This is a genomic window from Clostridium carboxidivorans P7 (assembly GCF_001038625.1).
GTDB classification, from domain to species: domain Bacteria; phylum Bacillota; class Clostridia; order Clostridiales; family Clostridiaceae; genus Clostridium_AM; species Clostridium_AM carboxidivorans.
Genome location: NZ_CP011803.1, coordinates 3,115,708 through 3,138,868, shown reverse-complemented (window position 1 = coordinate 3,138,868; position 23,161 = coordinate 3,115,708). Strand labels below are relative to the sequence as shown.

The window sequence follows — 23,161 nt, the reverse complement described above, 5'->3', positions numbered from 1 at the left end:
TTTAGGAGATTGTCCTAAATTCATATCCCTGTCCTTTAAGATATTCTATAATTTGTGGTAATGCCTTAGCTGTTTCTTCCTTGCCATAGGTATCATGCATTAATATGACTACTTTTTCTTGTGATCCTACACTTTCTTTTACATGTTCTAGAAGTTGATCTGCATTTTTTCTTCTGCCTTCAGCATCAAAGTCATAAGCATTCCAATCTATACTGTACATGTCTTTTTCTTTTAATCTTGCATTAAATTCTTCCAAATTAGGATCATGGTAATATTGTCTTGACATGTATCCACCAGGCATTCTTATTACTCTTGTATTAAAATCTTTTCCAAGAATATTTCTTATGGCGTTATTATCTTGTTCAACTTCATCCATATAATGATTTACATCAAGTCTATTTCCAGGATATAGTTTTTTCATATTATGAGTATAAGTATGATTTCCAATAGCATGTCCACTTTTAAATATCTCACTTACTAATTCTTTACTTCTTTCACTTTCTTCTACATTTTGGCCCATTAAACAAAATGTTGCTTTAACATCATAGTTTTTAAGAGTTTCTAATACTCTAGGAGTTACAGTAGTAGATGGTCCATCATCAAAAGTAAGGAATGCTATTTTTTTTCCATCCTTTTCTCCTTTACCATCTAATATGTCTTTTACTTTTTGAGCATCATAAGTATATTTTTTTCCATCATTAGATACATTATGTTTTTTATCATCCTTACTAGTATCATTATTCTTATCTTTATTTTTATCCTGATCCTTAGCATTAGAATCCTTATCATCTTTTTTTGCAGATTGATTTTTATCATCTTTAGCTTCAGGGGTTTTGTTAGTTGATATTGCCTTGGTAGCTTTTACTTTAGAGCCATAAAAATAATTATAACTCTTATATGATAAGGTAAAAATACCAATTAGTAGTAATAAAATTATAGCGCTGTTTCGTATAAATTTAATACGATTATTGTTTGTAGTCATTGTCCTATATCTCCTATCTGTTCTTAATTAAATCAACATAAATTTGATTTAGTTTAATTCCCTTTGTGGCAAATTTGAGGAATTTTGAGTTTAATTTCATGCCACTACTCCTATTATACAAAATTATACAAGCTAAAACTACAACATTTAATGCAAAAAATAAAGTTTTTATATTAAGATTTTGTAAAATATTCTTTTTATTTAATTTCAGACAGCATTTTACAATAATTTTTAGGAGAGAGTCCAAAGGTTTTTTTAAAGGCCCTGACGAAATTGGAATAATCATTAAAACCACATTCTATACAAGCATCAGTTATGTTTTTTCCAGCTTTTATAAGTGAGTTAGACATAATAAGTCTTTTGTGAAGTATATAGCTGTGGATTGTATATCCAGTTTGTATTTTAAATTTATGCATGAGATGATATTTGCTCATGTAAAATTTAGAGGAAAGTGTGTCTATAGATAAGTCCTCAGATAAATTTTCATTTATATAATTTAAAATTGAAGTAATGTTTTTATCATATTCAATATCTGATAATTCTTTAATATTTTTGTTTCCAAGAAATAATCTATTAATATAAACCATGAACTCTAAAAATAGAGAAGATTTTAGTATTTCACATGCGAAATCTTTATCCTTGGAAGCACTTTCAAGTTTAAAAAGTAAATCTTTTATATTTGATATCCAGTCATCACTTAATCTTAATAAGTTAAAGTTTTGTTTTGAAGCAAGTTCGAAACAAGTTAGCAAATTGCAGCCATTATTATGTTTTATTAAAAAGTCTGAATTTACCCAAATGATTATACGTTCATAAACATTATCAGGATCTATTACAGCTTTGTGTATATCATTATTGTTTATAAGTAGTATGTCAAAGGGTTTTAATTTATAAGCTTTGCCTTCTATTAGATAAGTTACATTTCCTGATATGAAAATTACCAACTTATTAAAATTGTGATAATGAAATTGAAATTGTGTATCTTTTTTATCTTTTAAATGAAAAATTTGAAAATCTTTTTTTAAATAGCCTCTTTTTATTTTTAAAATTTTTAAAGATTCATTGTCTAGCATATTAATACTCCTATAATAAGTTTCACTCAATATGGTACAGCATTTTTTGCAATGTTTCAAGCATTTTTAGCAATAAATATAGTAAAAGTTTATCATATAATAAATAAGAAGGTAAAAATTAATTTATGGTTTTCAATTAATATAATAATAGGGGGGATAGATAATGAAGTCATTTTTTAAAAACTATAAGGATTCTATGATATTATTAGGCTCTATAATTCTAGGAGGTATTGTAGGTATTATTTTTGGAGAAAAAGCATCGGTGCTCAAACCTTTTGGAGATTTATTTCTAAATTTAATGTTTATGATAATAGTACCACTAGTATTTTTGAGTGTTTCTTCAGCCATATCCAATATGAATGGTATGAAAAGACTTGGTAAGATTATGGGAGCAATAGTTATAGTATTTTTAAGTACAGCTCTTATAGCAGCAGTAATTGCTTTTATAGGTGCTTTAATAATGAATCCTACCAAAGGAATAGATTATTCCGTTATAAAAAAGATTATAACAGAAAATACTAATCCTACAGAAAAAATTAAGCATTTAGGAATTTTGCAGCAGATTGTAAATACTTTTACGGTACCAGATTTTGTGGGACTATTTTCTAAAAATAATATGCTGCAAATTATTGTCTTTTCAATACTTTTTGGTATTTCTACAACAATGCTTGGAGAAAAAGCACAACCTGTTGCTAAATTCTTGGACTCAGCTTCAAAAGTAGTTATGAAAATGGTAAAAATTATAATGTATTATGCACCTATAGGGTTAGGATGTTATTTTGCTGCTGTAATAGGTGAATTAGGACCACAAATATTACAAGGATATTTAAGAGTATTTATTCTTTATATAATTCTTTCAGTGGTTTACTATTTTGGATTTTTTACTCTTTATGCCTTTTTAGCTAATGGAAAAGATGGAATAAGAACCTTTTGGAAAAATGCTTTGACACCAACAGTGACAGCTTTAGCTACATGTTCAAGTGCTGCATGTATTCCTGTTAATTTAGAAACTACAAAAAAAATGGGTGTACCAGTGGATATAGCTGAAACTGTAATTCCATTAGGAGCTACTATACACAAGGATGGATCAGTATTTGGTGGTATTATGAAAATAGTTTTTCTATTTGGCTTGTTTGGAAAAGACATGACAAGTATTTCAACTATAGTGGGCATAATATTGGTAGCATTTTTAGTAGGTGCTGTAATGGCTGCTATTCCTAGCGGCGGAATGATTGGTGAAATGCTCATTTTAAGTGTATATGGTTTTCCACCAGAATTGTTACCTATAATTGCTGTTATAAGTACTATTATAGATGCACCTGCAACCATGTTAAATTCTACAGGAAATACAGTATGTGCTATGATGGTAACAAGAATTGTAGAAGGCAAAAAACGGGTTGAATAACTTTTATAGGGTGTAAACTTAGTATTTTTGTGATAAAATTTAAGAAAAGGTAACTATAAATAGTACAATTTACAAAATCACTTAAATGTTTATGACTTTAAAAATATGTTATGAGAAAGGAAGTGAAAAATCCTAATTATTTAATAATTAAATAACTTAGGTAAAATGATATGCTGGAAGATAATAAAAATAAAAGGTTTGAAGTAGTTTTTTCTGAGGGAAATTTGGAAGGAAATAAAATTATTAGAGATAAGCAAACTGGTGTGAATTATTTATTTTCTTTTGCAGGATATGCAGGTGGTTTAACAGTACTATTAGATGAAAACGGGAAACCCGTAATTACTAAATGTGATAAGTAAGTTTTTTCTTATGAAAGTTAGGTGATAAAAACAAATGAAAACTGTAATAATGTTTATAACTTCGTGGTGTCCATATTGTAAGCAAGCATTTTCTTTTATGGAAGAGGTAAAAAAAGAAAACCCTAAATACGAAGACATTGAAATAAAAATAGTGGATGAAGAACGTGAACCTGATATTGCTAAACAATATGATTATTATTATGTACCTACTTATTATGTTGATGGGGTTAAGGTACATGAAGGGGTTCCTTCTAAAGATATTGTTCGGAAGGTATTTGAAAAGGCTTGTAGTTAGAGGTGAAAATTTAATGGTAAAACTTAAATATAAAATTTGGCTGCAGGATGAGGGGAGAACTTTTGGAAAAGGTGTATATAATCTTTTAATAGGAGTAAAAAATTTAGGTTCTCTATCAGAAGCTGCCAAAAGCATGGGTATGTCCTATAATAAAGCTCATAATCTGATTAAAAATGCGGGTAAAAGATTAGGTTTTGAACTTTTAGTAAGTAAATCAAGAGGAAATAAAGGAGGGGGATCTATTCTTACTCCAGAAGCTGAGGATTTTATCAAAACATATAATGAATTTTTGGATGAATGCAATGAAGCTTTGCAAGATATTTTTTCCAAACATTTTAAAAATAATTAGTATGTAAGTTAATAAATGGTGAAATATTGTTTACAATAGTGTAAAAAGTCGTTATACTTTAAATAGTGTAACGATTTTTTTTCCGATCGCTACCATTGCTAATACACCACCTTCTTCAGGTGGTGAATAAGCACTGATACGCGCCTGGATAAGTTCTTCTAAGACTCAGATGGTAAAATACCTAAATGGTATTTTACGAGCTTTTGCTCAGGTAAGAGGTATTACTCATAGGTAAACTTCACCTGGGTCTAAGAATCACTTGATTTGAAAATTTTGGGAGGGGATTGTATTGAAAAAAAATTTACTAGTTCTAAGTATTTTGGCTGCTACCTTAATTTTTTCTGGATGTTCACAAAAAAATTCAGAAACTTCAAAACAAAGTCCTAAAAATATCACTATTTCAGCTGCTGCCAGCTTGAAAGAATCATTAACGGAAATTCAACCTAAATTTGAAAAGGATAACAATGTGAAGCTTACTTTTAATTTTGGAGCATCAGGAACATTACAAAAACAAATAGAACAAGGTGCACCAGCAGATGTATTTATATCAGCAGGAAAACAGCAAATGGATAATTTAGAAAAAGAAAATTTAATTGATAAAAGCAGTAGAAAAAATTTATTGAATAATAAATTAGTGTTAATAGTAGCAAAGGATTATAAAGATAAAATAAAATCAACTTCAGATCTTGTGAATATTAATTCTAAACTTGCAATGGGTGAACCTACTGTAGTACCAGCAGGACAATATGGAAAAGAAAGTTTAGAAAAATTAAATATAATGGATAAAGTACAAAGTAAAATTGTATATGCAAAGGATGTTAAACAAGTAGTTCAATATGTAGAAAATGGAGAAGCAGCTGCGGGTATTGTATATAAATCAGATGCTACTGTATTAAAGAACAGTACAATAGCTGAAACCATCAGTGAAAGTTCGCATAAACCAATAGTTTATCCAGAAGCAATAGTTACAGCATCTAAAGAAAAAGAAACTGCAAAGAAATTTTTGGATTATTTAACTACAGATAGTTCAAAAGAAATCTTTAAAAAATATGGATTTGAAGTTAGCGTAAAATAAGTACAATAGCAATGTATTGTACAGAGTATTTTAAGAAAATTTTTACATAAAAATTGTTAAATATAGTACAAATAAACTGGGCTCAAATACACAATATGATTTATAATTTGAACTAATGTTGTATGTTAACAAATGTAAAATGTAAATTGACATAAGCTCTTGAAAACGTTATACTTGAGTCAATATAGGATATTGGAAAAATTAAAACAATGTGGATATAAAATGTATTTAAATTATTTGAAGTGCCTATAAATTGGCATTTCAAATAATTTAAATATGCTTAATTTTATCATGCTAAGTTAAATTTTTAACATTACTTTCAAACAAATCTGTAATTAGTGCATTATAAATTAACATATAATTATATAAGATTTCTATAATGAAAGGAGAATTTGTATGGATAGTATGATGTTAAAACCCGGCGAACTGTGTGATGCTTCTATAGGTAGTGGCTGCGGCAAAGCAAAATTAACGACTTGGCAACAATTGGTATTAGGTATTTTGGCAGGTGCATTTATAGCTGTTGGGGGAGCTGTTTCTGCAGTAGTTTCACACAGTATAACTAACGTTGGGGTATCTAAGTTTGCAGGAGGAGCAGTATTTCCAGTAGGACTTATGTTGGTGGTAATTTGTGGAGCAGAATTATTTACAGGAAACTGCCTTATGGTTGTGCCACTAGCAGACGGAAAGATAAACATAAAAGAGATGTTAAAAAATTGGGTAGTGGTGTATATAGGGAATTTTATTGGTTCTATTTTAATAGCATTTTTAGTATTTGAAGCAGGGGTATTTGGTTTAAGTGCAGGTAAGCTTGGTGGAGTTGTAATAAAGACTGCATCTACAAAAGGTAATCTTTCTTTTGGGACAGCCTTTGCCAGTGCAATAATGTGTAATTTTTTAGTATGTTTAGCTGTTTGGGGAGCTTCAGCAGCCAAGGATGTTATTAGTAAGCTAGTTATAATATGGTTTCCTATTATGGCATTTGTTACTTGTGGATTTGAGCATTGCGTAGCTAATATGTATTTTTTAACAGCTGGTATATTTGCTAAATCTAATCCAGCTTTTATTAAAGCTTCTGGAATAGCACCTGATAAAATGATAGATGGATCACATATGGTTCAGAATTTAATACCAGTTACTCTTGGCAATATAGTAGGTGGTGCAATATTAGTTGGACTTGCATATTATTTAGCATATAAATATATTCCAGCAAGAAAAAGTAGTGAAGTTTCAAATAACGGTGTAAGTAAATAAAGTTTAGTTGATCCGATCGCTACCATTGCTAATCCCCCCACCTTCTTCAAGTGGGGGGATAAGCACTGCTACGCGCCTGGATAAGTTCTTCTAAGACTCAGATGGGTAAAATGCCTAAATGGCATTTTACGAGCTTTGCTCCGGCAATAAATGCCTAAATGGCATTTTACGAGCTTTGCTCCGGCAATAAATACCTAAATGGTATTTTACGAGCTTGCTCAGGTAAGAGGCATTCCTCACAGGCAAACTCCACCTGAGTCTAAGAATCACTTGATAACAGCTCATGAAATATTAATTCATGGGCTTTTTCTATAAAATAAAATAAATTATGGTAAAGGTATAGAATATATGTAAAATCAGTGTTATTATATGTTTACGAAGTTTCATATAATTTATTCCAGGGTAGTCATCAGACAAATTAGAGGAGGGTTCATATGAGAAATTTAAAAATGTTAATACAATATGACGGAAGTAGATACAAAGGATGGCAAAAACAAAATCATAAGGATAATAATAGTGTGTCAACTATACAGGATAAAATAGAAAGTGTGTTATCTAAAATGACAGGAGAAGACATTCAAGTAGTAGGTTGTGGAAGAACTGATACAGGAGTTCATGCTGAAAATTATGTAGCAAATTTTCATACTGATTCCATATTGACTGTAGAAGATATGTTGAAGTATCTATATGAGTTTTTACCTGAAGACATTGTAGTTAAATCCTTAAGGGATACAAGCGAAAGGTTTCATGCAAGGTATAATGCAAAATCAAAAACTTATTTGTATACAATAAATAATAATAAATTTAGAAATGTGTTTAATAGAAAGTATGCTTATCATGTTGAAGAAAATCTTAATTTAAGTGAAATGAGAGATGCAGCGGAAGTATTGACAGGAACTCATGATTTTCAAAGCTTTACTAGTTTAAAGTCTAATACTAAATCTACTGTTAGAACTATTAATTACATAAGTATAACAGAAGAGCATGGCATGATAGGAATAGAAGTGAATGGAAATTCATTTTTATTAAATATGGTGAGAATTATTGTAGGTACTCTTTTAGATGTAGGCAAGGGAATTCTTAAGCCATCAGATGTGGAGAAAATTTTATATGAAAAGAAAAGAGCAGAAGCAGGTCCTATGGCAGCAGCAAAAGGTTTGTGTTTAAAAGATATTCAGTATTAAAATTTGACTTATACAATAAAAAAGTAAAGGTTAATAATTATTTCATAGACTGAGAAGTAAAGTTATAATATAATAATAAATGTTATTTTAAATGCTGCCAAATAAAAAATAAGTAAAGTTTATCTTGATTTTAGATTAATTTATTTGGTTATTTTCATGAAAGGCAAAGGAGAGACTAAAATTATGAAATTTAAAGTGATTATGAGTAAGTTACTAGTTATGTTCATTGTTATGACTGTAGCAATGTATATGCCATTAAGTCAGGTTCATGCGGATGCTTATAAAAATGTTACATTAGGAGCAGATTTAACTGATAGTCAAAAACAAGAAATGCTTAAGTACTTTGGTGTTACTAAAGAAGAAGCAAATGTACTTGAAGTTAATAGAGATGAAGAAGCTAAGTATTTAAAAGGGGTAGCTAGTGACAAGCAGATAGGAACTAGATCCATATCTTGTTCTTATGTAGAGCCTACTAATGAAGGTGGATTGAAAGTATCAACACATAATATATACTGGGTTAACGAAAGTATGATAAGAAATGCATTAATTACTGCAGGTATAAAAAATGCGAATGTTAAAGCAGCAGCTCCATTTAATGTATCTGGTACAGCAGCTCTTACAGGAATACTAAAAGGTTTTGAGAACAGTACTGGTGGAAAGAAGATTGATGAAAATAAAAAAGAAGCAGCTAATGCAGAGTTAGTTACTACTGGTAATTTAGGCGAAAAAATCGGACAAGATAAAGCAGCTGGATTAGTAAATGAAGTAAAAAAAGAAGTAGTTAAAGAAAAACCTAAGAATCAAGAACAAGTAGAAAAAATAGTAAAAGATGTAACTGGAAAATACAATTATAATTTAAGTGATGCTGATATAAAGAATTTAACTTCTTTAATGAATAAGATAAATGGTTTGAATTTGAATTTTAATGATTTGAAGAGTCAGTTAAATGGTGTTACAGATCAATTAAAGACAACTTTACAAAGTGATGAAGCTAAGAGCTTTTTCGGTAAGATATGGGCTGCTATCAGAAATTTCTTTGATGGCATATTCAAGTAAGCAAAGCTAAATTATATAATTTATTACGGAATTATGCGACACAACTTTTTAGGTGGAGTTCGCATTGAATATATGGTGTATAAAAGCCAACCGTTCATTAAGGAGCTCTAATGCCTAAAATTTAAAAAATCTCTACCCACTCAAATGTCCCGTCCTGGGACTTTCGCGGCTTGAATCGTCCTGATTCAAATTACGAGATTTTTTAAATTTTAGACATAAGAGCTCCTAAATTCTCTCAAAAGCTTTTATACACCATATATTCAAAGCTTCCTCCACCTAAAAAGTTGTGTAGTAATATTGTAATTCTAATATGAAAAATTGCTTATAATACGATTAAGGAAGCATTTCTTACTGATAAAGGATATTCTGATGAATTGTCAAAGATAAATATAATTTTGAATTACTAAAATAACTTATGACAATTTAATTATATGTGTACAATTGAAGTTACTAGTTTGGATTTTAACTTTTAGGTAGTGATATATGGTAAGTGTGTCATCACATTAGCTAAATTGTTTTAGTATTATTCTTAGCTCGAAGATTTGGAAAGCCTTAGAACTTTAGTCCTGTTTGAGGGAACCGAGTTTGACAAAGTTCTTAGGTTTTCCAAATCTTCGAGCTTTAGAATAATTAAAACATTTAGCCGTGATGACACACTTACCATATATCACGAAGTAAAAGTTAAAATCCAAACTTCTACTGCACCTTACATTGCATAATGATTTTGTTAAGAATTATAGTAGTTATTTTTCTAATTTATTTCTACAAATGGCTTTAAATATATAATAAAAGCAGCACCTAAGCCTAAATCACTAACTACTTCAATTGTTCCATCATGGGATTCTATTATGGATTTAACTATAGAAAGACCTAAACCATAACCGCCATGTTTACGGGATCTGTGAGATTCACTTCTAAAAAATCTATCAAATATGCTGTTTAGCTGTTCTTTAGGTATACCAGTTCCATTATCAGATATTTTTAGCACTATAAATTTATTTTTGGATTCTTCTATAAGATTTGTGCTTATATTAATAACACCATTTTTTTCATCAGTATGGTGTACAGCATTTTGAACTAAATTGAAAATAACTTGCTTAATTTGATTTCTATTTCCAGTAATAAGTAGGTCATCTTCTAATTGTAATAAAAGTTTTCTTTCTTTCGCTAGTATTTGTAATTGAGGATAAACTTCTTCTACAATATGACTAATGTTTTCTTTCTTCATTTCTACAGGAGCTTTCCTCTCTAGTCTAGTTAATAATAATAAATCATTAACTAATTTAGTAAGACGTTCACTTTCAATTAAAATGCTGTTTAATGCTAAATTCAATTTTTTTTCATCTTTTGCAGCACCTCTTAACAAAACTTCTACGAATCCATGAATTGAAGTAAGAGGAGTTCTTAACTCATGAGAAGCATCGGAAATAAATTGTCTCATTTTTTCTTTAATGTATTGTTCTTGTTCAAAGGATATTTCTATACGTTGAAGCATATCATTAAAAGCCTTTGACAGTGTATCAATTTCAATTTGTCCAGTTTCTAAGGGCAAACGAGTATTTAGTTCATCTGCATTTATTTTTTTCACAGTGTTAGTTACATTATGAAGTGGTTTTAAGGTATATTTAAAAATTGTTAATCCAAGTAAAGCACCTACAATTAGTACTAAAATAGAAGCACCAATATACGTGTATATTTGCTTTAGAAGTATGTCTTCAATTGGACCTGCTGGAGTGCTTAATTGAACTAAACCAGCACTTGAATGCTCATTTCCAAGTTTACGCAAAATAATTACTTGCAAATTTTTATTTTCATCTCTAGCTAGTATATATCCATCTAAATTTCCATTTTTACGAATCTGTTTTATATAAAGATCTTGTGGAAGCTTAGGAATTGAAACAGGATATTTTACTTTATTGTCACCATTACTTTCATGTTTATCTAAATTGTAATTGGGGTTTTTGTGAATTTCTAAATCTTTACTTCTACTATCGCTAGCAATGATATTTCCATTATTATCAATAATGGATACACTTATATTAGCATCCAACATTTTTTCTACAAGCATTGAGGAATTTTCTACAAGATCTTTTGAGGTTTGAACTTTTTTTATATCATATATTGGAACATTTCTAAATCTGTATTCCAAAACCTCTTCATTACTTTTATATAAATACTTCTTCATAGTTATATATTGATAAGATTCCATTATTAACAGTAGAAACATTAATATTAAAAAAAATCTAGATAAAAGTTTCCATTGTAAGCTTTGAGTTTTTACTACATTAAACCTACTTTTCATTATATAACCACCTTATATCCTACTCCTCTTACGGTACGTATAATACTATGTTCATTGTCACCAATTTTATCTCTAAGGTATCTTATATATACCTCAACAATGTTTACATCTCCATTAAAATCAAAACCCCAAACTTTTTCCAAGATTGTAGGTTTGCTTAAAACTAAACCATTATTAAAAAGCAAATATTTTAATAAATTATACTCAGTAGGGGACAACTCTAAAAGATTATTTTTGAAATATATCTCATGAGCTTTATCGTTCAAATAGAAGTTTCCAATAGACATAACATCATTTAATTCAGGAAGACTATTACGCAGTCTAGCATTTATTCTAGCTAATAATTCTTTAAAGCTAAAGGGTTTTATCATATAATCATCTGCACCTAAATCTAAGCCTTTTACACGATCATCTATATCATCTTTGGCAGTGAGCATAATAATAGATGCGTTTACCCATTTTTTTATTTCAGAGCATACTTCATATCCGTTGATGCCTGGAAGCATGATATCTAATATTATTATGCTGGGATTTAACTCTTTTGCTAGTGAAATTGCCTCATAACCATCAAAAGCAGTATGGAGAATAAATCCCTCATCTTCTAACCCCATTTTTATAAATTCAACTATGCTTTCTTCGTCATCAACTACAAGAATGTGTATTTGGTCTTTAATCAGTGGATTCATAAAAACACTCCTTTTTTTTAAAGTTATCAATTATCACACTGCGAATTTTCTGCTTTATGTATTCATTGTGATAAACAGTGTCTGTGGTAAATTTGCACTTGTTTATTAGAGACATAAAAGTTACACTCTTCCTACTTTTTAATAAGCTTCTAAGTGATCTATTTATTTTTTTATCTATAACCTGGATTTCTTTATAATAGGCCATTTTTTCAAGTATATAGTTCCTTAATTCGGGATACTGCCTTATTACAAAGCGGGTTACACCTGACCTTTCAGCGATAATAGCAAAACATATCCTTTCATCCTTTGAAATCATACTTTTAAGGGTATTAACAATGTTAACTTTAAATTCTTCTGCATTTTTGAATTCTATTTCTTTTTCAATACATATATTTGAATCATTAAGATAGTTTTCCATATTTGATCTCCTCACTGGATAGTTTTTACCTTTTTAATAATATATTATTAAGATTAATTTGTAAATTCATTTTAGTGCTAGAAAACCATATATGAAATTTATGAAAATAATTAGTTAATATGTTTACTAATTTTAAATTTAATGATATAGTGATTAAATAAAAAAGCTTATTAATAAGTGCATAAACTATGAGAATAATGGGTAAATTTAATTGATTACTTCTAAAAGGGGGAAATGAGTTACATGAAAAATATTTTCAGTATCTTTAAGAATCATATAAAAAATGTTTTTAGAATATATAGAAGAGATATGAAAAACATATTAACAAGTTATGTAACATTAGCCATAATTATAGCTTTGACTATATTGCCTTCACTTTATTCATGGTTTAATATTAAAGCTTGTTGGGATCCATATGCTAATACAAAGGAACTTTCAGTTGCAGTTGTCAATTTAGATAAAGGAACAGAATTTAGAAATGTAAAGATAAATGTTGGAGATGATGTAGTAAAAAAATTAGCAAATAATCAAGCTATAGGGTGGAAATTTGTTAGTGAAAGTGAAGCTGAGAACGGAGTAAAGTATGGAAAGTACTATGCTAGTGTAACTATACCAAAAGATTTTTCACAAAATCTCCTTTCTGTTGTAACTCAAGATACGCCAAAGAAAGGACAATTAATATACTCAGTTAATGAAAAAAGAAATGCTATAGCTCCTAAAATCACTCAAAAAGGAGCAACTAATTTACAAGAAGAAATTACTAGGAATTTTATTGAAACATCAAGCAATACTATTTTATCTTATCTCAATCAATTTGGGATTGAATTGGAAAAGATGAAACCAGAACTTAAAAATATTATAGATGTTATTGTTAGTGTAGATAGCAGTATGCCTGAAATTAGTAAAGATATAGATGGTTTTTATTCCCAATCCTTGGATTTTCAAAAATATATGCAGAATGTTCAAAATAGCTTACCTGTTACATCAGATGCGTTGAATAAGACTTTAAGTATTGCTCAAACAGGAAATGGTTATGTTAGTAAAACACAACAATCATTACAAGCTATCTCTCCATTTATGAAGGCAAATTTATCTCTTGTAAAAAGTACATCAGATAATGCGGAAACTCTTTTAAAAGAGCTTCAAGATTTAAAGTCATCAGATACTGGGGCTACTAGAAAAATTCTAGTGGATGTTAGGGATAAATATGGAGATGGTGTAAAAAAGCTTGATCAGGTTTTAAGCTTACTAAATTCAATAAATAATGCTTTAAGTAATAGCAGACTAGAAAATTTTATTAATAATCTTTCAAATGTTAGAAATCAAATGTCAGATCAGCAAAATTTTATAAGTTTGCTTATTGATACTATAGATCGCGGAAATCAAGTACTACCTAGTGACATAAATTCAGCTATACAAGGAGCTAATAAAATTTCAGGTACATTAGGTAATATGATTGATAATTTTGATAGTGAAACTGCGCCAGCTATTGATCAGTCTTTAAAAAACTTTGCTGGATTATCGGATGATGCAGTGAAAATGCTGCAAAATATGCAGACTAATATGCCATTAATTAGCAGCTTAATAGGAGGTATAAATACTGCATCTGGTTCCAGTGTGAATAGATTGAAGGAATTAAAAGATAAGTTTCCTAAAATACAACAAGATATACATTCAGATTCAGAAAAGTTAAAAGGTCTTAGTGAAGATGAAAAATTTAACGAAATCACTAAAATACTAAAAAAAGATGCTAAAAAAGAAAGTGATTTTTTAGCAAATCCTATAGATTTGAAGCAAAATAGAATTTACCCAATTCCTAATTATGGTTCAGCTATGTCCCCATTTTACACTACACTGGCTCTTTGGGTAGGTGCGTTTATATTACTTTCACTATTATCTGTAGAAGTTAAAAGTTTTGAAGATGGTGTAGAACTTAGTGCAAGAGAACAATTTTTTGGAAGATATTTTACTTTTGTAACTATTGCAATTATGCAGGCACTAGTTACAACTATAGGTAATCTAGTTCTTTTAAAAACCTATGTTGTGTCTCCTGCTGTATATGTAATGCTAGGTGTATATACAAGTATTGTATTTACTATGATTATTTATACTTTGGTATCCGTTTTAAGAAATATAGGTAAGGCATTAGCTATGGTAGCAATGGTATTACAAGTTTCAGCCTCTGGAGGTACTTTTCCAATAGAATTAATGCCTCATTTTTTCCAAAATATAAATCCTATGCTTCCCTTTACCTATGCCATAGGAGCTATGAGAGAGGCTGTGGGAGGAATTTTACCACAAGCGTTAATTAAAAATATAGCGGTATTACTAATATTCTTTTTGATTTCCATATTCTTTGGAGTATTCTTTAAGGAGAAGGCAAATAGGTTAAGTGAGAAGTTTGTAAAACAGTTTAAAGACAGTGGTTTAGCGGGAGAATAGAAAACGAGAAATAGTCCCAAAACTATTTGGTTGTAAAGATCATAATTAAATGTATGTAGTATTAATAAGCTGTACCTGTAAGAAATTGCTGCAGATACAGCTTATGTTTATTAATGATTAATCTATTTAATAAGATTACTTTTGTTTAAGTTATGTAATTTGATTATGAGAGAAAGTTAAAAAAGTTCAGAAAAAAATAAATTAATACATGTATAATGTATTAAAATAAATTTAATCTATAAAACTTTTAATAATAAATTATTAATATTAGTTCTAATAATTACAAGTATAATTTATACCTCTGCAGTACAAGAATAATATGCATAAATGAGCTTGTCCAATTCCTGACTAAGTTTTACTATTTCATTTGAGCATAAGCATTTATCTATTTCTAGTAACTCATGTAAATTTTCTCTAAGTAATTCGATTTCTTCTTTCATAAGTTTCATCTCCATAATAATAATTTGAACAACATATGATATTATAATATAATAATAATAATTTTTCAACAATTTACAAATATACAAAAAATGATTATGTAAATGTTTACGGCATTGCAAAATCAAGGATATTAGTAAAAATAAGTAAAATAATTATTCACACATTCTTTACAATTTAAGCATAATGCGACACAACTTTTTCAGAGGACAGAGGACAGTGAAGGATGATTTTCCTCCGCTTTGCTACGGAAAATCTTTAATTAAAAGTTTGATGACTCGTTTCGCTAAGGCGAAACATTGCTGACTAATAAATTTAAAGCTTGTTTTGCGTTAGCAAAACAAGCTTTAAATTTATTAGTTTTCCGACGTAAGGAGGAAAACTCACCTTCATTGTCATTTGTCCTATGTCAATTGTCCTCTAAAAAAATGCTTCGAATTTTTTTAATTGTGAGATTAAAGTTCTATCTCAAATCCCCTACATGGTATATTGTAAACTGTTGTAGAGGATTCTTTCATCATTGTCTTGAACTCTTGTGTTACCCAAAAGTCTTCTCTAAAATGCATAGGAATGAAAACTTGGGGTTTCAGATTTTCTATAAAATATTTTCCACCAAGATAGAAAAATTCTTCTTGTCTTGCATCAACTGGGAAAAATGCTATATCAATTTTTTCACCTTTTATAAGATCTATTTCTTCTTTAAACCATTTTTCAGCCTGTTTGTTGTCTTCAGAACTATCTTCCTTCCAGTGCCACCAATTTAAATCTCCTGCATGGAATATATTAAAATCATCGAAATTTACTAAAAAAGATACACCTTCATCTGTAGAGCCATATACTTTTACAATTAAATTGTCTATTTTTATTGTTTCACCTTTTTTTACAATAAAGGAATGTATATCTTCTCTTATGTTTTTTATATCACTGCTTAAAATGTACTTTACATTAGAATTAAATTTAGTGAAGTCAAATATTAAAGGATTGAAATGATCATAGTGGCTATGAGATGTAAAAACATATATTGCTTTTTCAGTTTTTAACAAATCTTCACTTATGACCCCATTTTTTAGTGATTTTTCATTTTCTGTACATTTATCGTTATAATAATCAAATATAAAAATACAATTTGGAGTTTCTACACAAAATCCACTATTGTATAAATAATGTATTTTTAATTTACTCAAAATACATCCCGCCTCTCACTTAAATCAGCTTTACCATGGTAAAAATTACATGAGATTGTTTGATACCAACCTATTTAATTTCTGATGCCTTAAAAGCTAATATCTCAGTCCAATATCCATCTGGATCTGCTATAAAATAAAGTCCCATTTGTTCATTTTCATAGCATATACAGCCCATTTCCTTATGTTTTTTATGAGCTGCTTCATAGTCATCTGTTCTTACAGCCATATGTATTTCATTATCTCCTAAATTATATGGCTCTTTTCTATCCTTAAGCCATGTAAGCTCAATTTGATGTTCTCCCTCACTTGACTTTAAAAATGCTAATGTAAAGCTTCCATCTGAAGAATGATGTCTTCTTACTTCCTCTAGCCCAAGAGCCTCTTTGTAAAATTTAATACTTTTTTCTAAGTCTAAAACATTAATATTGTTATGATCAAATTTAAATTTCATTATAAAACACCTCAACTTCTATTTTAATAATTCTATTATATTCTATTTATATTTAAAATAAAAGAATGTACACTTTATGTACATTAGAGTACATGTGATGTGTCACCCTCTAATAAAATTTTTATATTTCTATTTTCTACTTCTAAAACAGTAATGCTTGTACCACGTATAAATGGAAGACTCCACAATTTTTCAATTCCATATCCTTTAACTATTTTCATAATAGCCTTAATAACTACAGCATGAGCTACAATTAGTATATTGTCAGTGCTGCTATTATTATCAATAACATCATATAATCCTTTTTCTATCCTGTGTACAAATTCTGTGAAAGTTTCACCTCCAAAAGGTTTAAATAGTTGTGGCTTTTTAATAAAGGTTTCATATTCTTTTGGATACTGATTTGTTAGTTCTTCTTCATTCATTCCTTCCCATAATCCAAAATTCATTTCTTTAAAATTTTCATTTATTACTATTTTCGTATTTTTTATTCCACGAATATACTTTGCTGTATCCAAGGCCCTTTTTAAAGGACTACTATAAATTAAATCAAAATCTATATTTTTAAGACGTTTTCCAAGGCTTTTAGCATCTTCAATACCTTTTTCTGTGAGATTAAAATTTTTCCATCCCTGCATTCTAAGTTCTTTATTCCATTCTGTTTCTCCATGCCTTGTTAGGTATATTTTCAAATTAATCACTCCCTATAAACTATATATATATGTTTCATTAGAAGAAAAAATTACTTTATAAGGTAACATTCTTAAAATGTAATGCATAATTATATTACTGAAACAAAATTAGGCTAGGGTAAGATACTTAGCCCCTAATAAATTATATTATATCTGGAAAATAAAATAAATAGCTGAGGTGTATAATGATGAGAAGCGATAGGAGTGCAATTGAGTTAGATGTTGTTCCTGATGAGTTAACAGTCATTGGTACTCAAAATAATAAAATGCTGGTTAAAGTAAAACAGTTATTAAAATATCTAGGACCTGCGTTTGTTATTAGTGTAGCATATATTGACCCAGGAAATTTTGCAACCAATATAACTGGTGGAGCTAAATTCAATTATGAGCTGATTTGGGTAATACTGTTCAGCAATATGATGGCCATATTTCTACAAACAATGTCTGCAAAATTGGGGATAGCAACAGGAAAAAATCTCCCAGAAATGTGTGCTGAAGTTTTTCCTAAATCTGTGAATTGGATTTTCTGGATTGTTGCTGAATTAGGAGCTATGGCAACTGATTTAGCAGAGTTTCTTGGTGGAACTTTAGGATTATATTTATTGTTTAGAATACCCTTAATATATGCAGGTCTTTTAACTGGAGTAATGACCTTTGTAATAGTATATATGGAAAAGTATGGTCAAAGAGTTATAGAAATTATTATAACTTTATTGATAACTGTAATTTGTACAGCTTATACTATAGAGTTATTCCTTTCTAAACCGGATTGGGCTGAAGTAGGTATGCATACCATAGTTCCTATGTTGCCTAATAATGAAGCAGTTTTAATTGCTGTTGGTATGCTTGGAGCTACAGTTATGCCTCATGTAATATATCTGCATTCTCATTTAGTTCAATATAGAAAATCAGGTTCATCTAATTTAGACAAATTACAACATCTTAAAATGGAAAAAATAGATATAGTTGTAGCTATGAATATTGCATTTATAGTTAATGCTGCAATGGTTATAGTATCTGCTGCAGTGTTTTATAAAAATGGAATAGCAGTTGGTACCATAGAACAAGCACATAAATCATTACAGCCTTTATTAGGAGCTTTCTCAAGTGGTGCTTTTGGAATTGCACTTTTGGCATCTGGATTATCTTCTTCTGCTGTAGGAACTATGGCAGGTCAAACTATTATGAAGGGGTTTGTTAATTTAAACATTCCCGTAAATATTAGAAGACTTATAACCATGTCACCAGCTATGATAATTATAGCTATGGGGATCAACCCAATGTATGTACTTGTTTTAAGCCAAGTTGCTTTAAGTTTTATACTTCCATTTCCAATTATTCAAATGTTATATATATCAAATCGTAAGGATTTAATGGGTGAGTTAGTTAATGGTAAATGTACTAAAATTTTAGGCGGATTAATAGCAGCTATAATAATAACATTAAATATATTATTGATATATTTAACCTTCTTTTAAAGTGTTTTTATATAGATTCAATTAAAAAAGTATAAATTTTAATCATAAAAGGTATTGACAGTATGGAAAATTATAATTATAATGTAAATCATTAAATACTTAATTGTTTAGGACAGAAACATAAATTTAAAAGTGAATATTTTTTACCTTATCAAGAGAAACTGAGGGACTGGCCCTATGACGTTTCAGCAACCACATGCAGCGAGCATGTAAAGGTGCTAATTCCAGCAGAACTTTGTTCTGGAAGATGAGAGTGGTATAGAAAATTTATGTACTTTAGTACGGTTTTTTATAATGAGAATCCTCTTCTTCGAAGAGGATTTTTTATTTTTTAAAGAACTAAGCAAGTATAAATTAAGGAGGGACAAAAATGATATGGCTAAAAAACATTAAAAAAGTTTATACAAATGGAAATGTTAAGGTGGAAGCTTTAAAAGAAATTAATCTTAAGATTAAAGCTGGTGAAATTTATGGAATTATAGGATATAGTGGAGCTGGTAAAAGTACTTTGATTCGATGTATAAATTTATTGGAAAAGCCTACTTCAGGAGATGTAATTGTAAATGAGAAAAACTTAACGCAGCTATCAACAAAAGAACTTAGGAAAAGCAGAGAAAAAATTGGTATGATATTTCAAAATTTCAATCTTATGAGAAGCAGAACTGTATTTGAAAATGTAGCTTATCCTTTAAAGGGTAAAGGATTGAGCAAACAAGAAATAAAAGAAAAAGTACTAAGCCTTTTAAAACTAGTGGAACTTGAAGAAAAGGTTGATGTTTATCCTTCACAATTAAGTGGTGGACAGAAACAAAGAGTAGGTATTGCTAGAGCTTTAGCCAATGATCCTGAAGTACTTTTATGTGATGAAGCAACTTCAGCTTTAGATCCACAAACTACTGGATCAATTTTGAAATTACTTAAGGACATTAATGAAAAGCTAAAATTAACTATAGTGATTATAACTCATCAAATGGAGGTTGTTAAGGAGATTTGTCAGAAGGCAGCAGTAATTGATGGAGGACAAATAGTAGAACGAGGACCCGTAATAGACATATTTACAAATCCAAAAGCAGATATAACAAAAAGGTTTATAGGTTCATTATTTCACTATGAAAAAATTTATGATTTCCTTAAAAAAGAAAATTTTGCTTTTAATGAAATTACAGAAGGGGAGAAGGTAGTAAGAATATCCTTTACAGGAGAAAAAACAGGTCATGCGTTTATTTCCAAAATTTCAAGGAAGTTTAGAGTAGATGCAAGTATATTATTTGGAAATATAGAAATTATCCAGCATACCCCAATTGGTAATTTGATAGTAAAGTTAAATGGATCTAATGAAGGTATAGTAAATTCAATAAAATATTTAGAAGAAAATAATATTTCTGTAGATACAATAGATATTAAAAAAGATGATAGAAAATTAAAAGTTAGCAGTAATTAAATGCTAAAAAATTCATGGAGGCGATGAAATTGATTGAATATTTAAATAATATAGCACCGAATTTAGTAAAACTCTATCCAGATATGATAAAAGCATTATTTGAAACTTTTTATATGGTTGCCATTTCAGGAATTATATCAGCAATTATTGGAGTTGTTTTAGGAGTTACATTGGTAGTTACAAGGGAAGGAAATATATTAGAAAATAAAATTATTAATGGAGTGTTTGCAAAAATAATTAATATATTTAGATCAATACCATTTATTATTCTTCTTGCAGCTATCATTCCGGTTACAAGACTTTTAGTAGGTACTACCATAGGTACCAAGGGTGCTCTTGTTCCACTCATATTTGGATGTACCCCTTTCTTTGCAAGACAAATTGAATCAGCACTACTTGATATAGATAAAGGAGTAATTGAAGCTGCACAAGCTATGGGTTCAAGTCCTCTAGAAATCATATTTAGAGTAATGTTAAAAGAAGGACTGCCAGGCATTATTCATGCTGTGACTATAACCATTATAAGTTTAATTGGACTATCAGCTATGGCAGGTACTGTTGGAGGGGGTGGACTTGGTGATTTTGCAATACGCTATGGATATCAATACTTTGAAACTGATATCATGGTAGCTACAATAATTGTACTTTTAATTATTGTTAATATCATTCAATTTTTAGGAGATATTTTATCAAGATTAGTAACACATTAATATTTAAGAGGTTAAAGTCCTAAATGGACTTTAACGAGTAGTTCACGAGCGGGAGCGAGTAGGATTAACTACTCAGTGTTTCCGACTAAAAGGAGGAAGATTTATGAAAAAATTTACAGGTATATTTTTAGCAATAACATTATCTTTAGGACTTTTATCAGGTTGTGGAGCAAGCAGTGGTTCACAGCAAGCTAGTTCTAATAAAAAACAGGTAGTAAAAATAGGTATAACAGGCGATGACCATAAGATATGGGATAAGGTTAAAGAAAAGGTTGCAAAAGATAATGTTGATTTGCAAGTAGTTAGTTTTTCAGACTATGTACGTCCTAACTTAGCACTTGCTCAAGGAGAAATTGATTTAAATTCATTTCAACATCATGCTTATTTAGATAAATTTAAGAAGGAACATAATTTACAAATTACAGCCATAGGAGATACAATACTTGCACCCCTTGCAGTATATTCAAAAACTTTAAAATCTGTTAAGGACATTAAAAATGGTGGTAAAATAGCTATTCCCAATGATGCAACTAATGAAGGAAGAGGACTAAACTTACTGCAAAGTGTAGGATTAATAAAATTAAAAGATGGAGTTGGAAACCTTCCAACAATTAAGGATATAGCAGAAAATCCAAAGAACATTCAATTTGTAGAGCTTGCAGCAACCCAAATTCCAAGATCTCTTCAAGATGTTGATGCAGCTATAATAAATAGCGGAGTTGCAATAGATGCAAAATTTAATCCAGTTAAAGATTCTATACTTATAGAAGACGTTACTAATGATAAAGCTAAGCCTTATATAAATTTGATAGCTGCTAGAGAAAAGGATAAGGATAATGAGGCTTACAAAAAAGTAGTTAAAGCTTATCAAAGCGATGATATAAAGCAGTTTATAAAAGAAACGTATAAAGGTGCGCAAGTACCTGTGTTCTAAGAACCAAGGTTCATAAAGGAGTTTTTGATATGATTGATAATAATGAAGGTTATGAACTAAAAGCATCCATTATTGAGGAAGCAGAAAGAATGGGTGCAAATCTTATAGGATTTGCATCTGTTCAAAGATGGGAAGAATTTAAGGACACTAATTCAGAATTTTTTCCTCAAAATATATGGCCTGGGACTAAGACAGTTATTGTTTTAGGACTACAAATATTTTTACCTATGCTTGAAACAACTCCTTCAGTTGTTTATTCTGAACTTTATAATACTACAAATCGGTTATTAGATGATATGGCATATAAGCTTGCCAATTATCTCAATAAGAAAGGACATAAAGCATCTTTCTTTCCAAGGGATTGCTATGGTGATATTTCTGTACTTGTTAAAAAGCCAGAAGCCGCTTTTTCTCATGTGTTAGCAGGCAAATATGCTGGACTTGGCACTATTGGATGTAATCACACTTTACTTACAAAGGAGTTTGGCCCAAGGGTAAGGCTTGTATCAGTTTTAACTGATGCTATTATCCCAGAAGATAAAATGTGTGAAGAGGAATTATGTATTAAATGTAGTATATGTCAAAAATGCTGTCCAACAGAAGCATTTACTTCAAAAGAAGGTTCTATTTTTAAAATGGATAAAGAAAAATGTGCTAAATATCATGCTGAACTTAAAGGTGCTTATAAATATCCATGTGGAGTATGTATAAAGGTATGTCCTGTTGGAGAAGATAGAAAAGTTTATGGTATGGATGCCAATAAATATTTAAAGGAAAAAGAAGTACTTAAGGAAAATAAGGATACGTCAGAATATAGTGGATGGATTCACTGCAGAAGCTATGGTTCAAATTGATTCAGCTGACATTTGATACTGTGTAAGTATAAATTATGCAGCTAAAGAGATTTTAATTAAAAAAATACTTACGTATAATAATAATTCTTATTAAAA

Annotated in this window: 23 protein-coding genes and 1 riboswitch; of the genes, 14 read left to right on the top strand and 9 right to left on the bottom strand. The window is 29.5% G+C overall.

Annotation, left to right across the window (positions count from 1 at the left end):
• Position 1 precedes the first annotated feature (1 nt).
• The gene (locus tag Ccar_RS13715) at positions 2-982 is read right to left on the bottom strand and encodes a polysaccharide deacetylase family protein (protein ID WP_007062500.1); all 981 of its coding nucleotides are present in this window, start codon (positions 980-982) and stop codon (positions 2-4) included.
• 197 nt (positions 983-1,179) lie between these two features.
• Complete coding sequence (locus tag Ccar_RS13710) at positions 1,180-2,055, bottom strand: AraC family transcriptional regulator (RefSeq protein ID WP_007062501.1); 876 nt, start codon at positions 2,053-2,055, stop codon at positions 1,180-1,182.
• 163 nt (positions 2,056-2,218) lie between these two features.
• Between Ccar_RS13710 and Ccar_RS13705 the strand changes: the two genes are divergently transcribed.
• The 8 genes from Ccar_RS13705 (at position 2,219) to Ccar_RS13670 (ending at position 9,032) form a co-directional block, all read left to right on the top strand.
• Positions 2,219-3,460, top strand: coding sequence for a dicarboxylate/amino acid:cation symporter (locus tag Ccar_RS13705; protein WP_007062502.1), 1,242 nt, complete (start codon positions 2,219-2,221; stop codon positions 3,458-3,460).
• Positions 3,461-3,630: 170 nt separating this feature from the next.
• Positions 3,631-3,819, top strand: a complete 189-nt coding sequence (locus Ccar_RS13700) for a DUF6440 family protein (RefSeq protein ID WP_007062503.1) — start codon at positions 3,631-3,633, stop codon at positions 3,817-3,819.
• 34 nt (positions 3,820-3,853) lie between these two features.
• The gene (locus Ccar_RS13695) at positions 3,854-4,114 is read left to right on the top strand and encodes a TlpA family protein disulfide reductase (protein ID WP_007062504.1); all 261 of its coding nucleotides are present in this window, start codon (positions 3,854-3,856) and stop codon (positions 4,112-4,114) included.
• Between the two features lie 13 nt (positions 4,115-4,127).
• Positions 4,128-4,463 carry a winged helix-turn-helix domain-containing protein gene (locus Ccar_RS13690; RefSeq protein WP_007062505.1) on the top strand — a complete coding sequence of 112 codons (336 nt, stop codon included), beginning with the start codon at positions 4,128-4,130 and terminating at the stop codon, positions 4,461-4,463.
• 289 nt (positions 4,464-4,752) lie between these two features.
• Positions 4,753-5,538, top strand: coding sequence for a molybdate ABC transporter substrate-binding protein (gene modA / locus Ccar_RS13685; RefSeq protein WP_007062506.1), 786 nt, complete (start codon positions 4,753-4,755; stop codon positions 5,536-5,538).
• Between the two features lie 396 nt (positions 5,539-5,934).
• On the top strand, positions 5,935-6,792 hold the full coding sequence (locus Ccar_RS13680) for a formate/nitrite transporter family protein (RefSeq protein ID WP_007062507.1): 858 nt from the start codon (positions 5,935-5,937) through the stop codon (positions 6,790-6,792).
• A 434-nt stretch (positions 6,793-7,226) separates the two neighbouring features.
• Positions 7,227-7,976: a tRNA pseudouridine(38-40) synthase TruA gene (truA, locus tag Ccar_RS13675; protein WP_007062508.1), complete on the top strand. Its 750-nt coding sequence runs from the start codon at positions 7,227-7,229 to the stop codon at positions 7,974-7,976.
• A 183-nt stretch (positions 7,977-8,159) separates the two neighbouring features.
• Complete coding sequence (locus tag Ccar_RS13670; RefSeq protein ID WP_007062509.1) at positions 8,160-9,032, top strand: DUF1002 domain-containing protein; 873 nt, start codon at positions 8,160-8,162, stop codon at positions 9,030-9,032.
• A 751-nt stretch (positions 9,033-9,783) separates the two neighbouring features.
• On the opposite strand, the gene Ccar_RS13665 is transcribed toward Ccar_RS13670, so the two are convergent.
• Genes Ccar_RS13665 through Ccar_RS13655 form a run of 3 tightly spaced genes read right to left on the bottom strand, consistent with a single transcriptional unit; the run spans position 9,784 to position 12,438 of the window.
• Complete coding sequence (locus Ccar_RS13665; protein WP_007063314.1) at positions 9,784-11,334, bottom strand: sensor histidine kinase; 1,551 nt, start codon at positions 11,332-11,334, stop codon at positions 9,784-9,786.
• The gene (locus Ccar_RS13660; RefSeq protein ID WP_007064912.1) at positions 11,334-12,020 is read right to left on the bottom strand and encodes a response regulator transcription factor; all 687 of its coding nucleotides are present in this window, start codon (positions 12,018-12,020) and stop codon (positions 11,334-11,336) included. The genes Ccar_RS13665 and Ccar_RS13660 overlap by 1 nt, the downstream gene beginning before the upstream one ends.
• The gene (locus tag Ccar_RS13655) at positions 12,004-12,438 is read right to left on the bottom strand and encodes a hypothetical protein (RefSeq protein ID WP_007064913.1); all 435 of its coding nucleotides are present in this window, start codon (positions 12,436-12,438) and stop codon (positions 12,004-12,006) included. Before Ccar_RS13655 ends, Ccar_RS13660 begins: the two co-directional genes overlap by 17 nt.
• A 243-nt stretch (positions 12,439-12,681) precedes the next feature.
• Between Ccar_RS13655 and Ccar_RS13650 the strand changes: the two genes are divergently transcribed.
• Positions 12,682-14,880 carry a YhgE/Pip domain-containing protein gene (locus tag Ccar_RS13650; protein ID WP_048030091.1) on the top strand — a complete coding sequence of 733 codons (2,199 nt, stop codon included), beginning with the start codon at positions 12,682-12,684 and terminating at the stop codon, positions 14,878-14,880.
• Positions 14,881-15,173: 293 nt separating this feature from the next.
• Here Ccar_RS13650 and Ccar_RS26380 read toward each other — a convergent pair whose 3' ends face one another.
• The 4 genes from Ccar_RS26380 to Ccar_RS13635 form a co-directional block, all read right to left on the bottom strand.
• Positions 15,174-15,320: an aspartyl-phosphate phosphatase Spo0E family protein gene (locus Ccar_RS26380; RefSeq protein ID WP_007063318.1), complete on the bottom strand. Its 147-nt coding sequence runs from the start codon at positions 15,318-15,320 to the stop codon at positions 15,174-15,176.
• A 453-nt stretch (positions 15,321-15,773) separates the two neighbouring features.
• On the bottom strand, positions 15,774-16,502 hold the full coding sequence (locus Ccar_RS13645; protein WP_007063319.1) for an MBL fold metallo-hydrolase: 729 nt from the start codon (positions 16,500-16,502) through the stop codon (positions 15,774-15,776).
• A 70-nt stretch (positions 16,503-16,572) separates the two neighbouring features.
• Positions 16,573-16,956 carry a VOC family protein gene (locus Ccar_RS13640; protein ID WP_007063320.1) on the bottom strand — a complete coding sequence of 128 codons (384 nt, stop codon included), beginning with the start codon at positions 16,954-16,956 and terminating at the stop codon, positions 16,573-16,575.
• 83 nt (positions 16,957-17,039) lie between these two features.
• Positions 17,040-17,657 (bottom strand): histidine phosphatase family protein, encoded by a 618-nt coding sequence (locus Ccar_RS13635; RefSeq protein ID WP_242852171.1) that lies wholly within the window; start codon positions 17,655-17,657, stop codon positions 17,040-17,042.
• A 257-nt stretch (positions 17,658-17,914) separates the two neighbouring features.
• Here Ccar_RS13635 and Ccar_RS13630 point away from each other — a divergent pair, with 257 nt between their 5' ends.
• The 5 genes from Ccar_RS13630 to Ccar_RS13610 all read left to right on the top strand — a co-directional run bounded on the left by Ccar_RS13630 (position 17,915) and on the right by Ccar_RS13610 (position 23,065).
• Complete coding sequence (locus Ccar_RS13630) at positions 17,915-19,126, top strand: Nramp family divalent metal transporter (RefSeq protein WP_237737355.1); 1,212 nt, start codon at positions 17,915-17,917, stop codon at positions 19,124-19,126.
• A gap of 145 nt (positions 19,127-19,271) precedes the next feature.
• Positions 19,272-19,380, top strand: a riboswitch (SAM riboswitch).
• A gap of 116 nt (positions 19,381-19,496) precedes the next feature.
• Positions 19,497-20,567: a methionine ABC transporter ATP-binding protein gene (locus tag Ccar_RS13625; RefSeq protein ID WP_007063323.1), complete on the top strand. Its 1,071-nt coding sequence runs from the start codon at positions 19,497-19,499 to the stop codon at positions 20,565-20,567.
• Positions 20,568-20,596: 29 nt separating this feature from the next.
• Positions 20,597-21,277, top strand: a complete 681-nt coding sequence (locus tag Ccar_RS13620) for a methionine ABC transporter permease (protein ID WP_007063324.1) — start codon at positions 20,597-20,599, stop codon at positions 21,275-21,277.
• Between the two features lie 103 nt (positions 21,278-21,380).
• Positions 21,381-22,211: a MetQ/NlpA family ABC transporter substrate-binding protein gene (locus Ccar_RS13615; RefSeq protein ID WP_007063325.1), complete on the top strand. Its 831-nt coding sequence runs from the start codon at positions 21,381-21,383 to the stop codon at positions 22,209-22,211.
• 29 nt (positions 22,212-22,240) lie between these two features.
• Positions 22,241-23,065 carry an epoxyqueuosine reductase gene (locus tag Ccar_RS13610; RefSeq protein WP_007063326.1) on the top strand — a complete coding sequence of 275 codons (825 nt, stop codon included), beginning with the start codon at positions 22,241-22,243 and terminating at the stop codon, positions 23,063-23,065.
• The last annotated feature ends 96 nt before the right edge of the window (positions 23,066-23,161 follow it).

Bases quoted from the DNA above. Each gene is read 5' to 3' on its own strand.
- Ccar_RS13700 (WP_007062503.1), top strand. From the start codon at position 3,631: ATGCTGGAAGATAATAAAAATAAAAGGTTTGAAGTAGTTTTTTCTGAG.
- Ccar_RS13715 (WP_007062500.1), bottom strand. From the start codon at position 982: ATGACTACAAACAATAATCGTATTAAATTTATACGAAACAGCGCTATA.
- Ccar_RS13665 (WP_007063314.1), bottom strand. From the start codon at position 11,334: ATGAAAAGTAGGTTTAATGTAGTAAAAACTCAAAGCTTACAATGGAAA.
- Ccar_RS13690 (WP_007062505.1), top strand. From the start codon at position 4,128: ATGGTAAAACTTAAATATAAAATTTGGCTGCAGGATGAGGGGAGAACT.
- Ccar_RS13610 (WP_007063326.1), top strand. From the start codon at position 22,241: ATGATTGATAATAATGAAGGTTATGAACTAAAAGCATCCATTATTGAG.
- Ccar_RS13615 (WP_007063325.1), top strand. From the start codon at position 21,381: ATGAAAAAATTTACAGGTATATTTTTAGCAATAACATTATCTTTAGGA.
- Ccar_RS13625 (WP_007063323.1), top strand. From the start codon at position 19,497: ATGATATGGCTAAAAAACATTAAAAAAGTTTATACAAATGGAAATGTT.
- truA (WP_007062508.1), top strand. From the start codon at position 7,227: ATGAGAAATTTAAAAATGTTAATACAATATGACGGAAGTAGATACAAA.
- Ccar_RS13680 (WP_007062507.1), top strand. From the start codon at position 5,935: ATGGATAGTATGATGTTAAAACCCGGCGAACTGTGTGATGCTTCTATA.
- Ccar_RS13710 (WP_007062501.1), bottom strand. From the start codon at position 2,055: ATGCTAGACAATGAATCTTTAAAAATTTTAAAAATAAAAAGAGGCTAT.
- Ccar_RS13640 (WP_007063320.1), bottom strand. From the start codon at position 16,956: ATGAAATTTAAATTTGATCATAACAATATTAATGTTTTAGACTTAGAA.
- Ccar_RS13695 (WP_007062504.1), top strand. From the start codon at position 3,854: ATGAAAACTGTAATAATGTTTATAACTTCGTGGTGTCCATATTGTAAG.
- Ccar_RS26380 (WP_007063318.1), bottom strand. From the start codon at position 15,320: ATGAAAGAAGAAATCGAATTACTTAGAGAAAATTTACATGAGTTACTA.
- Ccar_RS13655 (WP_007064913.1), bottom strand. From the start codon at position 12,438: ATGGAAAACTATCTTAATGATTCAAATATATGTATTGAAAAAGAAATA.
- Ccar_RS13705 (WP_007062502.1), top strand. From the start codon at position 2,219: ATGAAGTCATTTTTTAAAAACTATAAGGATTCTATGATATTATTAGGC.
- Ccar_RS13650 (WP_048030091.1), top strand. From the start codon at position 12,682: ATGAAAAATATTTTCAGTATCTTTAAGAATCATATAAAAAATGTTTTT.
- Ccar_RS13670 (WP_007062509.1), top strand. From the start codon at position 8,160: ATGAAATTTAAAGTGATTATGAGTAAGTTACTAGTTATGTTCATTGTT.
- Ccar_RS13660 (WP_007064912.1), bottom strand. From the start codon at position 12,020: ATGAATCCACTGATTAAAGACCAAATACACATTCTTGTAGTTGATGAC.
- Ccar_RS13630 (WP_237737355.1), top strand. From the start codon at position 17,915: ATGCTGGTTAAAGTAAAACAGTTATTAAAATATCTAGGACCTGCGTTT.